The sequence below is a fragment of the Vibrio sp. JC009 genome (genome assembly GCF_029016485.1).
GTDB lineage: Bacteria > Pseudomonadota > Gammaproteobacteria > Enterobacterales > Vibrionaceae > Vibrio.
On sequence record NZ_CP092106.1, the window covers coordinates 2,362,751 to 2,378,975 of the forward strand.

Here is a 16,225-nt window from a genome sequence, read left to right on the forward strand (position 1 = left end):
ATTATCCTCCCGGCTGCAATATACTCTTGAGCATATTGACGCACATATCGTAAGGAACAGACTCTTTCATGCTCTGTTGCAGATACTGGTCCAGCGTCGGTTTTATGGTAAAGGCGCTGTCGATAGCCGGATCGGTTCCCGGCTTGTAGGCACCGATAGAAACCAGATCCTGATTTTTACGGCAGATGGAAAGAACCTGACGAACGGCTTTGGACATAAGCACATGTTCATCGGTGGTGATCTGCGGCATAACCCGGCTCACAGACTTCTCAACATCGATTGCCGGATAGTGGCCGGCATCTGCCATTTCACGGGAAAGAACAATGTGACCATCGAGTATTGCACGGGATGCGTCGGCAATGGGGTCCTGAAGGTCATCACCTTCTGTCAGCACCGTAAAGAAGGCGGTAATCGAGCCCTGATCCGGGCTGCCGTTACCGGCACGTTCCACCAGAGCAGGCAGTTTGGCAAATACGGAAGGCGGATAACCCTTGGTTGCCGGTGGCTCACCCACGGACAGAGCAATTTCACGCTGCGCCTGGGCAAAACGGGTCAGGGAATCCATTAACAAAAGCACATCCAGTCCCTGATCACGGAAATATTCAGCGATAGTCAGGGCGGTCTGGCAGCCTTTCAGCCGCATCAGAGGTGAAGAGTCCGCAGGAGCGGCAACCACCACCGAGCGCCTTCTGCCATCTTCACCCAAAATTTCTTCGATAAATTCTTTTACTTCTCGTCCACGCTCACCAATCAGGCCAACAACAACGACCTGAGCCGTGGTTCCTCTGGTCATCATGCCAAGGGTGACCGATTTACCCACACCTGAACCGGCAAACAGACCTATACGCTGGCCTTTGCCTACGGTAAGCAAGCCATTAATCGCCTTAAGACCAACATCAAGGGGTTCAGAAATAGGCTTTCGTAGCAACGGGTTCATTGGATCTGAACTGAAAGAAGCGGTTTGCTCGGTATAGATATCGCCCAGACCATCAATGGGATTACCCACACCGTCAATCACCCGGCCAAGCAGTTCCATACCCACAGGCAGTCCGCCTTCGCCGGTTACAGGCGTCACTTTTGCGCCGGGAAGAACGCCGCTGATCTGCTCGCTGGGCATCAAAAACAGGTTATCACCGGAAAAGCCGACTACTTCCGCTTCCATCTCGCCGGACAGAGTTTCCACCTTACACAAGCTGCCGATAGGCGCTTTACAACCTGTCGCTTCCAGTGTCAGACCCACAACTCGAACCAGTTTGCCGGCTGCAATAGCGCGGGTTTTAAGGCCAGTAGTTTTGTACTGGGAAAGACGGTCAGCCAGCGCCAGCATTACTCACTCCCCTGATGGCGGTTCACACCGCAAAAAGAGTGGAGCACCGAACGGATACGTTCTTCCATTTTATAGCTTACGCTGGATTCACCCGCTTCTATCTGTACATCACCACGGTTAAGTGAAGGCTCACTAACCAGAGTCCAGTTGCGAAAAGCAAGCTCATCGTTACCATAAGCAGACTGGACAATTTCCGCATCTTCGGGATTCAGTTTAAGAGTAATGTCATGGCCTGAAATTGGCAGAGCCTCTACCGACTCTTTGATGGTATCGAGAATAATCTGAGGATTGGTCTGCACTTCTACATGCACCACTTCTTTGGTCAGAGCCAGAACCATGTCAACAAGCTGACGCTCAACCTGAGAATTCATAAGCTCAAGAGGCTGGGCAAACTGATTGGCAAGTTCAACAAAGTGCTGAACCTGAGTATTGATATGCTCCTGACCGGCAGTCACACCATCAGTCATGCCTTTTTCAAGGCCTTCAGCATGGCCCTCTTCCAGACCTTTGGCTTTACCTTTCTCAAAGCCCTGGTTAAAGCCTGCTTCCTGTCCCTGCTGCAAACCTTCCTGATAGGCCTGTTGTTTGATTGCTTCAACGTCTTCAGCGGTCAGCTCCACCGCCTCTTCAACATGCTGAGGCTCTTCGAAGTCGGGAATCCAGCCGGGATCGTAATTAAATGCCGTCTGCTTGGCGTTTTTCTGGCTTTCTGCGGTGTAGTCAGGTACGCCCCACTTCTCCGGTTTAATATCTGAGCCGTCCTCATCCGGACGCAAAAAACCGCGTTTACGCTCTAAAGACATAGGGTTACCTTCTTAAATCTGTTACAGGAACTCGTCCGCACCGCCGCCCAGCATAATTTCACCGCTGTCCGCCAGTTTACGGGCAACTGCAAGAATCTCTTTCTGCGCCGCTTCTACATCGGCAACCCGTACCGGTGGCATAGCTTCGATATCGTCGCGCATCATCTCAGCAGCACGCTTGGACATATTCTTGAATATCTTCTCACGCAGACCTTCATCGGCACCTTTGAGTGCTTTCTGCAGAACATCCTGAGCAACATCACGCAGCAGCTTCTGGATACCCATATCGTCCACTTCGATAAGGTTGTCGAATACGAACATCAGATCCTGAATCTGGGTTGCCATATCTTCATCCTGATCGCGGATTTGATCCATCAGCACGCCTTCAATGTTATTATCCATGAAGTTCATAATCTCGGCAGCCGCCTTCAGACCACCAATCTTAGCAGCCTGTGCACCAGCCTGACCGGCAAACTGTTTCTCCATGATTTCATTCAGCTCAGCCAGTGCGGAAGGCTGAACTTCTTCAAGGTTGGCGATACGCATCATAAGGTCCAGACGGACCCTTTCAGGGAACTGGGAAAGAATCTCGGCCGACTGATCCGCTTCCAGGTAAGAAAGTACAATAGTCTGAATCTGCGGGTGTTCGTTGATAATAATGGTGGCCACCTGACGAGGGTCCATCCATTTCAGTGAATCCAGACCTTTTGAACCTGTGCCAAGCAGGATCTGGTCAACAAGGTTATTTGCCTTATCTTCACCCAGAGCAGTCACCAGCGCCTTACGCATAAAGTCTTCACTGCCCATACCAATGTTGGTGTATTTCTGAATATCTTCCAGAAAGGCGCGGTGTACCGCACCCACTTTATCGTTATTCAGATCCGCTGCACGGGCCATGGCACTACCCACACGCTGAACCTGTTTAGGCTCAAGGTGGCGGATAATTCCGGCGGCATCTTCTTCGCTCAGGCTCAGCAGCAGAATCGCGGCTCTCTCATCACCGGCAATTTCAGCAATATCAACGGTGTTTCCTTCCGTTGTGGCTACTGGTCCGCCTTCTTCGCGTTTTACAATTTCATCAGGCATCGGCTATCCAATTCTTCACTACCTGGGCTGCAAGCTCAGGTTCATTTGCAACCAGTGCTCGAACAGCTTTGAGCACGTCTTCATCTTTGTGCAGGTTAGGCAATTCAATACCTGAACCAAATTCAAAGGCTTCTCCGCTTTCGATGTCACTGCCAATCAGGCTGGTCTCATCACCACCGATAGGCAGGCCATCGGGACCATACATCTGGCCTTCTTCTTCCTCGATGTCCGCATTCGGGTTAAGCAGTTTCTTCATCGCTGGACGGATCAGAACCAGAACAACGATGATGATAACCAGTGCACTGGCAAACCAGCGAACCCAGTCGTTGAAATTCGGGTGCTCCCAGATTGGAGTCTCAAGCACAACTTCCACTTCCGGCTCAGCAAACTTCACGCTCAGCACATTCAGCAAATCACCACGGCGATCGTTGAAGCCAACCGTACCCACAAGTACCTGTCTTATAGCATTTAGCTCTGTATCCGAAACCGGTTCATAAGTCACCTCGCCGGTTTCGGCATTGGTCACAGCGCGGTGTTTAATCGCAACAGAGACTGTCTGGCGGTCAATCACACCTGTCTGACGACGCTCATGACTGATGGTGGTATCCAGTTCATAGTTCTTGGTGGACTCTTTATGCACTGAGCCCTGACCAAGCACCGAGCCGTCTTTCATCTGCGCCACATCCTGAGGGATAGACGCATCGGCTGGCGGCTGGTTACTCAACGCACCCGGAACACCGGCAACAACGTTACCATTATTATAGTCTTCCAGATTGTATTCACTTCGGGTTGAGGCCGTATTCGGGTCGAAACTTTTACGCGTCTGTTCTATGGCACTGAAATCCAGCTCAATATCCACCTGAGCAGTGTAGTTACCGATACCCAGAATCGGGATAAGAACGGAATCAATCTTGGTTCTCAGCTCTTCTTCCTGCTTACGCTCAAGCTCCTGCTCTTTGCGGCGCGCTGTGGAAACCGGGTCCTGAGAGCCGGAGCTCAGAAGACGACCGTGCTGATCAGTAACAGTAACACGCGTTGGTTTCATACCCGGAACAGCGCTGGCAACCATATCGACAATGGAGTCCACTTCTTCCTGCTTCAGAGAAGCACCCGTACGCAGGGTAACAAAAACCGTTGCAGAGGCTTCCTGATTCTGACGCACAAACACACTCTGTTTTGGCAGAGCCAGAAGAACGGAAGCTTTTCGAACCTGGCGCATCTGCTCAATGGCTTTAGCAAGCTGACGTTCACGGCTTAGTTTTAACCGCTCGGTTTCCAGTCGCTGGGAAACACCGAAGCCCATATCGTTAAGCAGAATATCGTCACCCGCCTGTTTTTGCTGATTAAGGCCGGCGCGGACAAGGTTCAGTTTCAGGGAGTCATATTCAGCAACGGGTACGCTGATGGTATTGCCATCTAACTTGTACTCCAGCTTCTGCTGATCAAGGTAATCCAGAACGGGGATAAGCTCTTCTGTTTCGTAAGTGCCTAAAGGACGCATTTCAGGCTCTTTAACCCAGAAGAACAGCATGACGATTAACGCCACACAGATAGAAATGGACAGGACAAGAACCACTTGTCTCAGAAGGTCTAAGTCACCAATGGCAAGGTCAATTTTTGATGACGCCTTTTCCTCTAAATCCGGATTCTGCATTGCATCGTCCGAACCTGTGGTCAGCGCACCACCATTGGTATCAGAGTTGGTTACTGCCAGATCGGTTGATTGATTTTCTTCAGCCATACGCCACCCAAATTACACAGGCATATTCATCAGTTCTTTATAAGCTTCTACCAGCTTATTACGAACCTGTATTGTCGCTTCGAAGGCAACACTAGACTTATTTTTGGCGATCATAACATCAGAAAGTGAAACGCCTTCGTCACCCCTGTCAAATCGCATCTGAAGGTTACCTGAGGTTTTTTGCAATGAATTCACGTTATTTAGTGCTGAGGCAAACAGCTCACCAAAATCTGCACCGACCTGCTGACCCGTTGCAGGCGCTGAAGTGTTTAACGCTTCAAGCCTCATTGCCTGCATTTCTGCCTGTATTCCACCGATATTCATTCTACTTAACCCTTAGCCAATTTCTTGACTTCTTGATGCGACCTTATCTTGACGCTGCAATTAGCATGCCATTAGAGCATAGCTTAATTACAGCGATAAGAATTTAAGGGATATCTATGCCAGCATCTCTCATTTTTGCCAGCTTATAGCGTAGCGTTCTCGGGCTAATACCTAATTTTTCTGCAATTTCTTTCCGACGGCCATTACACTCTTTGACTGCTTCCAGAATAATCGCATACTCCTGATCTCTCAGCTCACCACCCAGACCTTCACCCGATGATGAAACAAGCGGCTTAGGCATCTCCTGCGCTGGCTGCTCGTATCTGGAATCCGGCTCAGCCACCGGTCTGACACTCGGAGCCAGATCGCCTGACTCAACAGCGCTCTGAAGACTGCCGGCATCCTGCCAGTCCACCCCTTCCAGAAGGATATGGTCGGAATCAATATTGCCCTGCTCACTCAGGATTAATGCACGCTGAACCACGTTATCCAGTTCACGCACATTACCCGGCCATGTGTAGGACAGCAGCTTACCAACCGCACTTGAAGAAAACTCAGGAACAGGAAGTCCCAGTTTCTGACAGTGGCGCTCAGCCAGATGTTTGGCAAGCGGCTCAATGTCACCCTGACGATCTTTCAGCGGAGGCCAGGAGATTGGGAACACGTTAAGGCGGTAGTATAAATCTTCACGGAAGTTACCTTCGTTAACGTATTGCTTGAGGTCACGGTTACTGGTCGCCAAAACCCTGACATCAAGATTAATACTTTTACGGCTGCCAAGACGCTCCACTTCCCTTTCCTGAAGCACACGCAGCAGTTTGGCCTGCAGGTTAAGATCCATTTCACTGATCTCATCCAGAAGAATAGTACCGCCCTGAGCCTGCTCAAACTTACCCGGACACGCCTGAACCGCACCGGTAAAAGCGCCTTTTTCATAACCAAACAGCGTGGCTTCCAGCATATTGTCAGGGATCGCCGCACAGTTAATGGCGACAAACGGGCCGTCTTTACGGTTTGAAGCGTTGTGAATGTAACGGGACATCACCTCTTTACCGCTGCCGCTCGGACCAAGAACCATCACGTTCGCATCGGTTTTTGCCACTTTGTCTGCTAAAGCCAGCAATTTAAGGCTTTTTTCATCGGCAACGACCGCATCACCTTCATCATCAGACTTAACCGGCGCATAGCGGCTGACCATATTCAGAAGCACTTCCGGCGCAAAAGGTTTCGCCATATAGTCAATGGCACCCTCTTTCATTGCTGCCACCGCGTCTTCGATATTGGCGTAGGCCGTCATCAGCAGCACAGGCAGATTCGGCCAGTTCTGTTTGATGTTTCTGAGAAGCGCCAGGCCACCCATTCCCGCCATCTGCACATCGGAAACCACAATATCCACTTCCTGCGCTTTAAGCTTAATTAAAGCGTCTTCAGCGCAGTCGGCTTCTATCCACTCGTACCCGGCAAGGGCAAGGGTATCAACCAGCGCCTCGCGCAGGCCTTCATCATCTTCAACAATGAGTACTTTACTTTGAGCCATTACTCTTCTCCGGATAGTTCTTTTGTCAGCGGCAGGCACATGGTAAAACAGGCACCATCCCCCGGTTCTGAAATCAATTCTAGTCTACCTTTATGCGCCCGGCATACCATCTGTACTACCGCCAGGCCAAGCCCCGTTCCCTGAGAGCGGGTGGTAAAAAAGGGTTCCATAATCTTGCTTTGCAGCTCTTCTGGTACACCCGGCCCGCTATCCTGAACCGATATTTTCAGTTCACCGGCGACCGGCCTGAAGAAGACATCAAGCTGCGACTCTTTTCCTGAAATCTGTATCGCATTAATGACCAGATTACTGATAGCAGAAGCGATAGCATTGGCGTTGCCCAGCAGTTCGGTTTTCTCTTCTTCCACTTCAAGAAAGTAGTCTATCTGATTATTTTGTATAGCAGTTTCAACCATAGGCTGGAATTCGGCAACCAGATCTTCAATGGTAAAAGGCTTCACCACTTTGTTGTCGCCACCCTTGGCGAACAGCAGCATATCGTTAACCTGCTTTTCCAGATCATGCAGCCTGTCCATCAGTTTTACCTGAAATCTCTCCCGGGTTGGAGCCGGCAGATTCGGTGAGCCTAAGTTTGATGCATAAAGCATAGCGCTGGAAAGCGGTGTTCTGACCTGATGCGCCAGTGATGCCACCATTCTACCCAGTGAAGAAAGTCTCTGCAGATCGCTCACTCTGGACTGCAGCAGCCGGGTTTCGGTGAGATCGGTAATAAGAATAAGCTGACCTGTGGACGAGGCTGAAATTGCCAGCCTGACTTTACGGCCGTTTCTCAGCGAGATTTCATGCCCGTCATCGTCCTGAGGTGCAAAAGCGGACTGAATAACCGAAAACCACTTTTCACCAACCAGAGAGACTTCAAGCAGACGGTGTGCTTCCGGGTTCGCTTCAACAATCTCCCCCTGAGTATCCAGCAGGATTACACCTGCCGGCATAACATCCAGCACCTGCTTGTAGCGCACGACCTGCTCTTCAAGTGTGCCTAGTTGACTCTGATTTTCTTGTGTATCCAGTAGGGGCATGTCGGAATTCCAGCCATAAAAAACAAAGACTTGACATGCAAATAGCACACCAAGTCATTATTTTATTTAAATCAAAGAGTTACAAGTAAGTGCAATGTCAATTTGTTGACTACCTTTGTAAATTATACTTCTTCATTTTTTCAACCAGGGTGGTTCTTCGCATTCCCAGCATGTCAGCGGCCCGCGCGACAACACCATCCTGAGCATCCAGTGCCTGATTGATCATATTCACTTCTAAATCTGCCAGCAGCTCTTTCAGGTTAACACCTTCTGGAGGCAGGGACTGTGATGCTCCGTGGTTGCTGAGCTCTTCATCTTCAAACTGAAAGTTTTCGGAGAAGATGCCATTTAGCGCGTCTCTTTCCTGCTCTTCGATACTTCCGCCAGCCGATGGATCATATTCCGGCTGGAACTCAGGAATATCAGAATAGCGGTATTTAGTCGGAAGCTGATTCACATCCACCAAACTGTTCGGATAGAGAATATTCATTCTCTCAACAAGGTTAGCCAGTTCACGCACATTACCCGGCCAGTTGTGTTCCATCAGGGAGTTGACCGCCCTTGGCGTAAAGCAAAATGGCTGACTGCCCTCAGCTTCAGTTCTTGCCATCAGCTCCTGAATAAGCAGAGGAATATCTTCCGTACGTTCTTTCAGAGCCGGCATTTCGATTGGAAATACATTCAGACGATAGAAGAGATCTTCCCGGAAGCTCTCATTTTCTATCATGGTCTCAAGGTTTCTGTGGGTCGCAGCAACAATGCGTACATTCACCTTGATGGTGCTGTTTCCGCCAACACGCTCAAAGGAGCGCTCCTGCAATACCCTTAGCAGTTTAACCTGCATAGGCATTGGCATATCACCGATTTCATCCAGGAAAATGGTGCCGCCTTCTGCCAGTTCAAAGCGGCCTTTCCGGGCGGTAATGGCACCGGTAAACGCCCCTTTCTCATGACCGAACAGTTCACTTTCAAGCAGATCCGGCGGGATCGCGCCACAGTTTATCGGTACAAAAGGACCACCTTGTCTGCTTGAATGGTAATGAACATTGCGCGCAACCACTTCCTTACCTGTACCTGACTCACCCAGAATCAGTACATTTGCTTCGGTTCCGGCCACCTGTTCGATAAGGTGCCTGACTTCGCGAACACCATCACTCTGCCCCACAAGGCTTCTGAACAGCGTATTCTTTCTGGAGGATGCCGCGCCGGCTTGTTTACCCAGAAACGAGGCACAATGTCGCAGGGCATTACTTAACTGAGGATAATTAAGTGGCTGTTCCAGCTCGCCGATGTATTGTGGAAATTCATCCAGCTTTATTGAGCTGCAATCAAGTTTCAGAAGTGGAATGTGGATAGCTGCACTTAATATTTTTTCGATTTGCGAGATCTTTTTATCATTTTCTACAGACCCGACAATGCACCCCGCCCATTCTTTTGACAGGTTTACATTATCTATTTCGCCTGAGCCAACAATCTCAGCATGCTCTCCAACAAATTCAAGAATTGTACTTAACTGAAGACTTTTTTCTTTGTTATCTTCAATTACAAGCAATTTTGCCAAACCCTGCATAAAAATATTATTGTGCCTTTCTAACTAGTTGTTCTATTAAGATTTTGTATAGACATTGAGCTCATAGATAAACAATAGACAATTTATGACAATATGCATAAAGATCTTTTCATCTTTTTTGTCTTTCGTGGTCTAAATCAGAGCGAGTACAGAACAACAAACAAAAGCCCACCAGATGAGTGGGCTCTATCCTAAATAGGTCTATTCTATGGAATTATCAGAATAAGGCAACTTGCTCGTCGCCAGATGTGAAGCAATATTGAAAAGTAATGCAGCCAATAAGAAACTACTTTCTTATTGGCCAAGTTCCGCTGCAGTCAGGTTGTGATACTCCGCAGGAATCTGATCCCAAGCCGACTTTATTTCACGAATAATATGAATAACGTCATCAATGGCCTGCTCGTTATTTTCGATATTTGCCATGGTGATCTGCGAAATCATAAAGTCGTACAGCTGATCAAGGTTCTGGGCGATCTCTCCGCCGTCACTCATGGACAAACAGCCGCGCAGACTGATAACGATGTCCAGAGCTTTACCCAGCCTTTCACCTTTTACAGCAACATTACCCTGCTGCATGGCGGCTTTACCCTGCACTAAACGTTCAATCGCACCTGCCATCAGCATCTGAATCACTTTGTGCGGTGATGCCGCGCTAAGCTGACTGTCTACAGATACCTTCTTATATGCCTGTAATGAACCTCGCATGGTATTCCTCTTCTTATAAAAACTGCTGGTAGCGTTGAACCGACTTGCTACCGTGTCTTAACTTTCTTAATTGTCCGCCAATTTCATTGGTTTTGCTCTGCATTAGTTCAACAATTTGCTTTGTTCTGCCTAATGCTTCACGCCACTGTGACGAATTTTTAAAATCAGGGTCAGATTTTTGTGCTTCATAGATATTCTGCAAAATCTGTTCCCTCTTATCGACAAGCAGAATGATTTCTTCAGCTTTTAAATCATCTTCTTGCAATTGAGACAATAAATTATGATCAAGATCACTCAATTCAGATAAATAGTCTGCCATCTATGTTAGCCCAACGCACTCATCATGCCGGAAAACTGACTCTGCATCTTAGCGGTCACATCCTGCATCGCACTAAACTTCTTCATGGTCCTCTCTTCAAGGCTTTCCATTCGCCGGTTTAATGCGACCTGATCATCCTGTAAACGATAGGTCTGATCTCTTAATGAGTTCTCTCTGGTACGTATGGTTCCGGTTGCTCCCGTCAAGGTCTGAATCGCATCTTCAACCTTTTTGGCAAAACCGTCTTTGCCGCCAAAAAACTCACCCAACCGGGTAAAGTTATTAGTAAGCTGTCTATCAAGCATACTATAGTTGATTTCCAGTGTCCCCTGTCTTGTGGTGGTAATACCAAAAGATGAAAGTGTTTTCAGATCTTCAGGAGCCGCATTGATATTGGAAGTAAATACGGTTTTCAGTCTGGATTCTGCACTGCGGACTATGCTGTCACCCGCCAGAGGGCCGGTCATACCCGTTGCCGGATCGGCAGCGGCCAGCTCACGGGAAAGCTGGTAAAACTGGTTATAAGAACTAACAAATTGCTCGATATCATCCCGAACACTCTGTCTGTCGTACTCAACGCCGATTTCTGTTTTCTTTTTCTCCGGGTCTGTTACGCCCTTAACCGTGATGTCGATTCCCTGAATCGCATCTTCAATCACGTTGTTTTCGCTGCTTAGCTGAGCGATACCATCCAGCATAACCATAGAATCCTGGGCAGCCTGGATTTCGGTCATGCCACTATAGGACTCAACCGACTGCTGGGCAGCTTCCAGCGCGGCCTGAGTATCGTCAATTTTTATCTGACGCTCGCGCTCTGCCGGTTCCATCTGCTCAAGCTCTAGCTGGTGTCCTTCTTCTTCGGTGATTTCACCTGCCTCGATAGCCGCTTCAATGGCGGCTTTTCGCTCAGCCAGCAGCTGCTGTTTTGCCGCTTCGGCTTCTTTTGGCGTTTCGTAGGAATCGGTCAGCGTTCCCGATGCTGCCATTGACCAGCCGGGAACATCGCTCATTTTTTCAAGCGCGAAGGTATCCAGCTCCGCTTCCGGCGGAGTATAGGAATCAAGCAGAGTTCCCGAAGCCGATCCGGTCCAGCCCGGAATCGTATCTTCCGGCAAAATGGACTGCGCGGTACCATCTAATGTCGCGTCTAACGCCGCATCGGTAGCATCAAGTGCGCCAGCGGCAGCCGCTGCTGCCGTTGCAGCATCATCGGTACCGGTTTCAGTTATGCTCTCTGTGATAGATTGCTGACTTGCAGGATCGCCTGATTCTGCCTCATCAGCCATTTGAGTCGCTTGCGAATCTTCTGTATCGGCAACTTCTTGCCCCGGGATAGGTGCAGCCAGCGCTTCTGCTGCCGCATTTCTGGCCTCTTCAAGCGCGTTAACCCGCTCTTCGAGGGTTTTGTATTCAAGTCTTTTCAGCGGATTCCCCGCCTCAGACTCAACACCGATTTTGATTTGGTTTTCTGCCCCTGAGCGATCAGACGCAAGGATTAATCTCTGGCCCTCAGCATCATTGATTACTGACGCTCTGACCCCTGGATTACCTGTAGCCTCATTGATGTTACGAACAACATCCATGAGTCTGGAGTTTTCTTTTACTTCTACGGCAAACTTGCGTTCACCAAGCTGAATCTGCAGCTTACCCGGCCCAAAGCGCAGGTCATCCTCAAGTGGGTCTGACGCTACTTTGTGACTCTGAGCAAGCTGCAACACATCGATAGCATATTTACCAGCGATAGCATCTGTCGTTGCTGTAGCTGATACTGCTTCCTCGTCGGTAGACTCGACTTTCCGAACCGCGAAAGCCTCCTCCCGACGGAAATCAGCCATCAGGTTTTTCATTGTATCCAGTGACTCTCTGAGTCTTCCGTAGGCACTAATACTGGTATCAATCCTGGCCTGCTCACGATCGATTCGTTGCTGCTTTGGAATGCGCTCCGAATCGACGATTTTGCTGACCATCGAATTGATATCCATGCCAGTAGACGTACCCAGCGGGTTCAAACTCATTTAACTCACCTTAAAGACAGTTACACCTTTTCCTCAACAAACAATCCTGAGTTCCGGGCTGCTAAACGCCTAAGTATAATTAGCATCTCTTCGTCAGGGATCTGTCTGATAATGTCGCCAGTACTGGCTTCATATATCGTGACAACTTCTCTCCCTGCTTCTTCATCGACACGGAAAGACAGGCCTTTATTAATGGAGTTAACGAACTCGTCCATCTCTTCCACTAATTGTTCCAATTCCTTCTTGTTTTTCTCGATACGTTTTTCAACGAGATCATCAATAGGTTTTGGTTTTTCCGCCTCTTTCGCTTTCCGAACCTTATCAGCTTCTTCAGCGCGTGTCGTTGTTGTTTGTGTAGATACCGAATTATTAGTCGCGTTGCCACTATCCGAAGCAAGTTTTATGCCACCAGAATAGCCATAAGGCTGGATGTTCGATGTGTAGGATGATATTTCCATACCGATCTCCCCTCCACCTTCTGGGTTAGCGATTTAATCACTTATGATAGTAGGGCAGGCTAAAACCCGATCCTACTTAACCCAATAAACTCAAAGCAGCCGAAGGAGTCTGTTTTGCCTGAGCCAGAACAGATGTACTCGCATTCTGAAGAATTTGAGATTTGGTCATCTGAGTAGTCTCTTTTGCAAAGTCAGTATCCTTGATTCGGCTTCTGGAAGCATTCACGTTCTCGTTAATGTTTTCCAGGTTGCTAATCGCGTGGTTGAAACGATTCTGGAATGCACCTAACGAAGCACGCTCACTATCAACCGCTTTCAATGCGCCATCAATAATCGACACTGCCTGCTGCGAACCAGCCACAGTAGTCACATCGATATCATCAACTGTTTTGTTTTCACCTGCAGCTAAATTCAACTCACCAGCAAGAGAACCACTGAATGAAACGCTACCGTCCTGTACAGCCTGGTTAGAAGCAAATACCTGAAGAGTACCGTCTTCACCAACAGAAGCTTTGATATCGTCATTTTGACCGTTAATATAGGTCGCGACTTCTTCGATATCATCGCCAGCTTTGGCATTTACAGTAATTTCTTTTGCATCCCCGCTTCTATCAGTATAGGCCACAGTGAACTCTGTAGCACCTTCTGAGACTGTCCAGTCGCCACCTTTAGACTCCTGGGAAACATAGCTCATACCACCCATTGTAGAGGTGTCTGAACGCATATTTCCGATTTCAAGAGCCACAGCTTCACCAGAGTCAGCGCCAATCTGGAAAGACTGGGCACCAAAGGTACCATTCAGAAGTCTGTTACCACCAAAGGAGGTTGTTTCAGCAATACGGTTAAGTTCATCGTTAAGGGCGCCAACTTCTTCCTGAATCGCCACACGTTCTGAACGACTGTTCGAACCGTTAGCAGATTGCAGTGCAAGGTCACGCATGCGTTGAAGGAGGTTAGTACTCTCGTTCATTGCGCCTTCAGCGGTCTGTGCAATAGAGATACCGTCGTTAGCGTTGCGAACAGCCATGTCTAAACCACGGCTTTGAGAAGTTAAGCGGTTGGAGATTTGAAGACCGGCAGCGTCGTCTTTCGCGCTGTTAATCTTGTAGCCTGAAGACAGGCGCTCCATAGATTTGTTCAGACCCTCATTCGCCCCCAAGAGGTTGCGCTGAGCGGTCATTGCAGACACGTTCGTGTTTACGTTTATTGCCATAATAGATCTCCTAAGGCATTAAGGGTGGTGGCCTTTGCGTCTCTCACCTCGCTTGGACCACCTTTTTTTTCATTTCTCTCGTTCCCCTTAACGGCGAGAGAAATAGATCCTTTAGAGAAAAATTAATTTTTTTTTCGGATTTTCTATTTTGTGAGATGTTTCGTGAACCTGATCAAATTATAGGCAATAACGTATCATTTTTGAGACAAAAGAAAACCCGGCTTTCGCCGGGCTCTGTTAGGTTTGCTTTACAACTCAGTTTTAGCCAAGAAGACTTAGTGCTGAGTTTGGTGCCTGCTTCGCCTGTGCCAGCACAGAAGTAGAAGCCTGCTGCAGAATCTGAGACTTGGTCATCGAAGTGGTTTCCTTCGCGAAGTCTGTATCCTTGATTCGGCTCTTAGACGCATTCACGTTTTCGTTGATGTTGTCTAAGTTGTTAATCGCATGGTCGAATCGGTTCTGGAATGCACCCAGCTCTGAACGGTGCTGGTCTACATATTTCAGGGCCGCATCCACAATCGCTACCGCTTCCTGTGAACCACCTACTGATGTTACATCGATAGTATCAACCGTTACTGCTGTCGGACCACCCATGCCCAATTCACCGGCAATATCGCCACCGAAGGATACATCGCCTTCAACCTTGTTGTTACCTGCAAATACCTGCAGACGGCCTTCTTCATCGACTGAAGCTTTTACCAGATCCTGCTGACCGTTGATGTAAGTCGCAAGCTCTTCAATATCGTCACCCGCTTTCGCGTTTACTGTGATTTCCTGAAGGTCACCGAACTTGTCAGTCATGCTCATGGTGAAAGTAGAGTCCTGGGATACTTTCCAGTCTTTACCCTGACCATTTTCTGCTTTGTAGCTTTCGCCACCCATCATTGCGTTATCAGAGCGCATGTCTTTTAGCTGAAGCATTACCGCTTCACCGTTGTCTGCGCCAATCTGGAATGACTTAGTACCGTGAGTACCGTTTAGCAGACGGTTACCACCGAAAGATGTGGTTTCTGCGATACGGTTCAGTTCGTCATTCAGTGCCACAACCTCTTCCTGAATCGCTACACGGTCTGCCTTAGTGTTAGAGCCATTCGCTGATTGTAGTGAAAGGTCACGCATACGTTGCAGGATGTTGGTGGTCTCTTTCATCGCACCTTCTGCTGTCTGAGCAATCGAGATGCCGTCGTTTGCATTTCGTACCGCTACATCCAGACCGCGACTCTGTACGTTCAAACGGTTAGAGATTTGAAGACCCGCTGCGTCGTCTTTTGCGCTGTTGATTTTGAAGCCAGAAGACAAACGTTCCATTGAACCATTCAGGTTGTTAGCTGCACTGTTCAGGTGCCGTTGAGCTGTCATTGCTGCTACGTTGGTATTTACATTAACTGCCATGGTGATTTCTCCAATTGATTTTCCGGTTTAGCGGTTTCCGACGTCTCGGAAAACCAAGTAGTTCTCTCAAAGTTACTTTCATTAACGGCTCGGAAAAAAAATCCTTTAGGAAAAATTGGAAAAAAAATTAAAAAAGGGCAGAAAACGGCAGTGATCGTGATGGAAGGCTCAGTATGGGATAAACATCCTAAAGTTATTAAGACCGCTGCCGATAGAGTGTGTTGGTTTAAGTTCTGGAGACTTTGAACATCGAAATTATTCAGCTCGATATTCACGAGGATCAGCAGGAATAACCGTACCTTTTAGCATAGTATTTTCAATTACCGACTCTATGATTTTTTTAGCTTCAACATGAGCTAGGCTATTGAAATACCAGTTACTGCTTTCCAGTTCCTGCTTAGAGAAATCAGAAGGTTTGATTCCATCAAGCTTGAATTTAAGAAAAAATTCAACGCCAAGTTCAAATACACGCTCTTTGCTTTCATCAGGCTCTTTCCCTAAAAAGCCGTCTACACCACACTTACCAACGATGAGTAAAAAACTTTCATTAGTTTCATCGAAAACCACAAACTCCAGTTCATCATTTAAATTCATATAGTACTTATAGAAGCCAGAACCGTTTGGACTTTTACTTGCAAGCTCAAAGTTAATTTTTGTTGCTTCAGCACCAATGTAAACTAAATCCCTATGCACAA

General features: G+C 48.1%; 15 protein-coding genes. All 15 read right to left on the reverse strand.

What is annotated here, in order from left to right:
- Position 1: 1 nt before the first annotated feature.
- The 15 genes from fliI to L3Q72_RS10550 all read right to left on the reverse strand — a co-directional run bounded on the left by fliI (position 2) and on the right by L3Q72_RS10550 (position 16,223).
- Positions 2-1,327, reverse strand: a complete 1,326-nt coding sequence (gene fliI / locus L3Q72_RS10480) for a flagellar protein export ATPase FliI (RefSeq protein WP_275129894.1) — start codon at positions 1,325-1,327, stop codon at positions 2-4.
- Positions 1,327-2,130, reverse strand: a complete 804-nt coding sequence (fliH, locus tag L3Q72_RS10485) for a flagellar assembly protein FliH (protein ID WP_275129895.1) — start codon at positions 2,128-2,130, stop codon at positions 1,327-1,329. Before fliH ends, fliI begins: the two co-directional genes overlap by 1 nt.
- Before the next feature lie 21 nt (positions 2,131-2,151).
- Positions 2,152-3,216, reverse strand: coding sequence for a flagellar motor switch protein FliG (fliG, locus tag L3Q72_RS10490; protein ID WP_275129896.1), 1,065 nt, complete (start codon positions 3,214-3,216; stop codon positions 2,152-2,154).
- Positions 3,209-4,957 carry a flagellar basal-body MS-ring/collar protein FliF gene (fliF, locus tag L3Q72_RS10495; protein ID WP_275129897.1) on the reverse strand — a complete coding sequence of 583 codons (1,749 nt, stop codon included), beginning with the start codon at positions 4,955-4,957 and terminating at the stop codon, positions 3,209-3,211. Before fliF ends, fliG begins: the two co-directional genes overlap by 8 nt.
- A gap of 12 nt (positions 4,958-4,969) precedes the next feature.
- The gene (fliE, locus tag L3Q72_RS10500; protein ID WP_275129898.1) at positions 4,970-5,281 is read right to left on the reverse strand and encodes a flagellar hook-basal body complex protein FliE; all 312 of its coding nucleotides are present in this window, start codon (positions 5,279-5,281) and stop codon (positions 4,970-4,972) included.
- A gap of 103 nt (positions 5,282-5,384) precedes the next feature.
- The gene (locus L3Q72_RS10505) at positions 5,385-6,818 is read right to left on the reverse strand and encodes a sigma-54 dependent transcriptional regulator (RefSeq protein WP_275129899.1); all 1,434 of its coding nucleotides are present in this window, start codon (positions 6,816-6,818) and stop codon (positions 5,385-5,387) included.
- Positions 6,818-7,858: an ATP-binding protein gene (locus tag L3Q72_RS10510; protein ID WP_275129900.1), complete on the reverse strand. Its 1,041-nt coding sequence runs from the start codon at positions 7,856-7,858 to the stop codon at positions 6,818-6,820. The genes L3Q72_RS10505 and L3Q72_RS10510 overlap by 1 nt, the downstream gene beginning before the upstream one ends.
- Before the next feature lie 109 nt (positions 7,859-7,967).
- The gene (locus L3Q72_RS10515) at positions 7,968-9,428 is read right to left on the reverse strand and encodes a sigma-54 dependent transcriptional regulator (protein ID WP_275129901.1); all 1,461 of its coding nucleotides are present in this window, start codon (positions 9,426-9,428) and stop codon (positions 7,968-7,970) included.
- A 294-nt stretch (positions 9,429-9,722) separates the two neighbouring features.
- A complete protein-coding gene (gene fliS / locus L3Q72_RS10520) occupies positions 9,723-10,133 on the reverse strand; it encodes a flagellar export chaperone FliS (RefSeq protein ID WP_275129902.1) in 411 nt (136 codons plus the stop codon).
- A 13-nt stretch (positions 10,134-10,146) separates the two neighbouring features.
- Positions 10,147-10,452: a flagellar protein FliT gene (locus L3Q72_RS10525; RefSeq protein WP_275129903.1), complete on the reverse strand. Its 306-nt coding sequence runs from the start codon at positions 10,450-10,452 to the stop codon at positions 10,147-10,149.
- 5 nt (positions 10,453-10,457) lie between these two features.
- Complete coding sequence (gene fliD / locus L3Q72_RS10530) at positions 10,458-12,467, reverse strand: flagellar filament capping protein FliD (protein WP_275129904.1); 2,010 nt, start codon at positions 12,465-12,467, stop codon at positions 10,458-10,460.
- Between the two features lie 20 nt (positions 12,468-12,487).
- Complete coding sequence (gene flaG, locus L3Q72_RS10535) at positions 12,488-12,925, reverse strand: flagellar protein FlaG (RefSeq protein ID WP_275129905.1); 438 nt, start codon at positions 12,923-12,925, stop codon at positions 12,488-12,490.
- 76 nt (positions 12,926-13,001) lie between these two features.
- Positions 13,002-14,138 (reverse strand): flagellin, encoded by a 1,137-nt coding sequence (locus tag L3Q72_RS10540; RefSeq protein WP_275129906.1) that lies wholly within the window; start codon positions 14,136-14,138, stop codon positions 13,002-13,004.
- A 261-nt stretch (positions 14,139-14,399) separates the two neighbouring features.
- Entirely contained in the window at positions 14,400-15,530 is a 1,131-nt protein-coding gene (locus L3Q72_RS10545; protein WP_275129907.1) for a flagellin, read from the reverse strand.
- Positions 15,531-15,785: 255 nt separating this feature from the next.
- Positions 15,786-16,223, reverse strand: coding sequence for a hypothetical protein (locus L3Q72_RS10550; protein ID WP_275129908.1), 438 nt, complete (start codon positions 16,221-16,223; stop codon positions 15,786-15,788).
- Positions 16,224-16,225 lie beyond the last annotated feature (2 nt).

Bases quoted from the DNA above. Each gene is read 5' to 3' on its own strand.
- fliI (WP_275129894.1), bottom strand. From the start codon at position 1,327: ATGCTGGCGCTGGCTGACCGTCTTTCCCAGTACAAAACTACTGGCCTT.
- fliH (WP_275129895.1), bottom strand. From the start codon at position 2,130: ATGTCTTTAGAGCGTAAACGCGGTTTTTTGCGTCCGGATGAGGACGGC.
- fliG (WP_275129896.1), bottom strand. From the start codon at position 3,216: ATGCCTGATGAAATTGTAAAACGCGAAGAAGGCGGACCAGTAGCCACA.
- fliF (WP_275129897.1), bottom strand. From the start codon at position 4,957: ATGGCTGAAGAAAATCAATCAACCGATCTGGCAGTAACCAACTCTGAT.
- fliE (WP_275129898.1), bottom strand. From the start codon at position 5,281: ATGAATATCGGTGGAATACAGGCAGAAATGCAGGCAATGAGGCTTGAA.
- L3Q72_RS10505 (WP_275129899.1), bottom strand. From the start codon at position 6,818: ATGGCTCAAAGTAAAGTACTCATTGTTGAAGATGATGAAGGCCTGCGC.
- L3Q72_RS10510 (WP_275129900.1), bottom strand. From the start codon at position 7,858: ATGCCCCTACTGGATACACAAGAAAATCAGAGTCAACTAGGCACACTT.
- L3Q72_RS10515 (WP_275129901.1), bottom strand. From the start codon at position 9,428: ATGCAGGGTTTGGCAAAATTGCTTGTAATTGAAGATAACAAAGAAAAA.
- fliS (WP_275129902.1), bottom strand. From the start codon at position 10,133: ATGCGAGGTTCATTACAGGCATATAAGAAGGTATCTGTAGACAGTCAG.
- L3Q72_RS10525 (WP_275129903.1), bottom strand. From the start codon at position 10,452: ATGGCAGACTATTTATCTGAATTGAGTGATCTTGATCATAATTTATTG.
- fliD (WP_275129904.1), bottom strand. From the start codon at position 12,467: ATGAGTTTGAACCCGCTGGGTACGTCTACTGGCATGGATATCAATTCG.
- flaG (WP_275129905.1), bottom strand. From the start codon at position 12,925: ATGGAAATATCATCCTACACATCGAACATCCAGCCTTATGGCTATTCT.
- L3Q72_RS10540 (WP_275129906.1), bottom strand. From the start codon at position 14,138: ATGGCAATAAACGTAAACACGAACGTGTCTGCAATGACCGCTCAGCGC.
- L3Q72_RS10545 (WP_275129907.1), bottom strand. From the start codon at position 15,530: ATGGCAGTTAATGTAAATACCAACGTAGCAGCAATGACAGCTCAACGG.